The organism is Streptomyces sp., assembly GCF_031178505.1.
Lineage (GTDB): Bacteria > Actinomycetota > Actinomycetes > Streptomycetales > Streptomycetaceae > Streptomyces > Streptomyces gulbargensis.
Genome location: NZ_JAPSIW010000952.1, coordinates 1 through 2231 on the forward strand (window position 1 = coordinate 1; position 2231 = coordinate 2231).

At 72.6% G+C, this 2231-nt stretch carries 1 protein-coding gene; it reads left to right on the plus strand.

Translation table 11 applies throughout. The features are described 5' to 3' along the window. Positions 1–153 precede the first annotated feature (153 nt). The gene (locus tag RIF68_RS34945) at positions 154–2010 is read left to right on the plus strand and encodes an ABC transporter ATP-binding protein (RefSeq protein ID WP_309055561.1); all 1857 of its coding nucleotides are present in this window, start codon (positions 154–156) and stop codon (positions 2008–2010) included. The last annotated feature ends 221 nt before the right edge of the window (positions 2011–2231 follow it).

A 2231-nucleotide genomic window follows, 5' to 3' on the forward strand; every position in this document is an offset into this window, starting at 1 on the left:
GGATCGGGCCGCCCGCGCGTCCCGCGCCGTACGCCCGCCGTCGTCCGACTCCTGTCGTCCGCGCCGGGCGCTCGGTGCCGTCGCCCTGGCGCGCGCCGCCGTGCCGTCCCCGCCGCCGCCCCGCCGGGCACGGCGAACCCGCCGAAGGAGCCCATGCACCCCCACGACCAGTCCACCTGGACGCCCCCGCCCCGTGATCCCGGACAGCCCCGGGAACCCGCCCAGCTGCGGCGCATCCTCGGTCTCTTCCGCCCCTACCGCGCCCGCCTCGCGCTCGTCGGCCTCCTCGTCGGCGCCGCCTCGCTGGTCTCGGTCGCCTCGCCGTTCCTGCTCAAGGAGATCCTGGACACCGCGATCCCCCAGGGCCGCACCGGACTCCTCAGCCTGCTCGCCCTCGGCATGATCCTCACCGCCGTCCTCACCGGCGTCTTCGGTGTGCTCCAGACGCTGATCTCCACCACGGTCGGCCAGCGCGTCATGCACGACCTGCGGACCGGGGTCTACGCCCAGCTCCAGCGCATGCCGCTGGCCTTCTTCACCCACACCCGCACCGGCGAGGTGCAGTCCCGCATCGCCAACGACATCGGCGGCATGCAGGCCACCGTCACCTCCACGGCCACCTCCCTCGTCGCCAACCTCACCGCCGTCGTCGCGACCGTCGTCGCCATGCTCGCCCTCGACTGGCGCCTCACCCTCGTCTCCCTGCTCCTGCTCCCCGTCTTCGTCTGGATCAGCCGGCGCGTCGGCCGCGAGCGGAAGCGGATCACCACCCAGCGCCAGAAGCAGATGGCCGCGATGGCCGCGACGGTCACCGAGTCCCTCTCCGTGAGCGGCATCCTGCTCGGCCGCACCATGGGCCGCGCCGACTCGCTCACGCGGTCCTTCGCCGCCGAGTCCGAGCGCCTCGTCGGCCTCGAGGTGCGCTCCTCCATGGCCGGACGCTGGCGCATGGCCACCATCGGCATCGTCATGGCCGCCATGCCCGCCCTGCTCTACTGGGCCGCCGGCCTCGCCCTCCGTTCCGGCGGCCCGGCGATCTCCCTCGGCACTCTCGTGGCCTTCGTCTCGCTCCAGCAGGGCCTGTTCCGGCCCGCCGTGAGCCTGCTCTCCACCGGCGTGCAGATCCAGGCCTCGCTCGCCCTCTTCCAGCGCATCTTCGAATACCTCGACCTGCCCGTGGACATCACCGAGCCCGCCGACCCGGTCCGCCTGGAGAAGGTCCGCGGCGAGGTCGCCTTCGAGCGGGTCGAGTTCCGCTACGACCCCGACTCGACGGGTCCGGCGACCCTCGACGCGGTCGACCTGACCGTCCCCGCGGGCGGAAGCCTGGCCGTGGTCGGAGCGACCGGTGCCGGCAAGTCCACCCTCGGTCTGCTCGTGCCCCGGCTGTACGACGTGACCGGCGGCCGCGTCACCCTCGACGGGGTGGACGTACGGGACCTCGACTTCGACACTTTGGCCCGCGCCGTCGGCGTGGTCTCGCAGGAGACCTACCTGTTCCACGCCTCTGTCGCCGACAATCTCCGCTTCGCCCGGCCCGACGCCACGGACGAGGAGATCGAGGCCGCCGCCCGCGCGGCCCAGATCCACGACCACATCGCCTCGCTGCCCGACGGCTACGACACCCTCGTCGGCGAGCGCGGCCACCGCTTCTCCGGGGGCGAGAAACAGCGCCTGGCCATCGCCCGCACGATCCTCCGCGACCCTCCCGTCCTGATCCTGGACGAGGCCACCAGCGCGCTCGACACCCGTACCGAACGCGCGGTGCAGGAGGCCGTCGACGCGCTCTCCAAGGGCCGCACCACCCTCACCATCGCCCACCGGCTCTCCACCGTCCGCGACGCGGACCAGATCGTCGTCCTGGAGGCCGGGCGCGTCGCCGAGCGCGGTACCCACGAGGAACTCCTCGCGCTCGACGGGCGGTACGCGGAACTGGTCCGGCAGGACGCCCGTGCCGCCCGCGGAGCCGAACAGGCGAACGCGGGAGCGGGTGTTCCCCGAAACGTGTGATCGTTCCCGGATTCGTTGCCCACCTCCCGAACGGCGTCGGATGATTACGGTGCGCAAGCGACGGGCTGCAGACCGCGTACGCGCTGTCCCGACGGAGAACATGCACGAGGAGAAGTCCCACCATGAACGTGATCACCAACCTGCTCGCCGGCGTCGTCCACTTCCTGGGCTGGCTCGTCTGACGATCGCAGTGCCCGGCGCCGCCGGTCCCCCGTCCCAGG

Excerpts from the sequence above, each read along its gene's own strand:
- RIF68_RS34945 (WP_309055561.1), top strand. The coding sequence starts at position 154 with ATGCACCCCCACGACCAGTCCACCTGGACGCCCCCGCCCCGTGATCCC.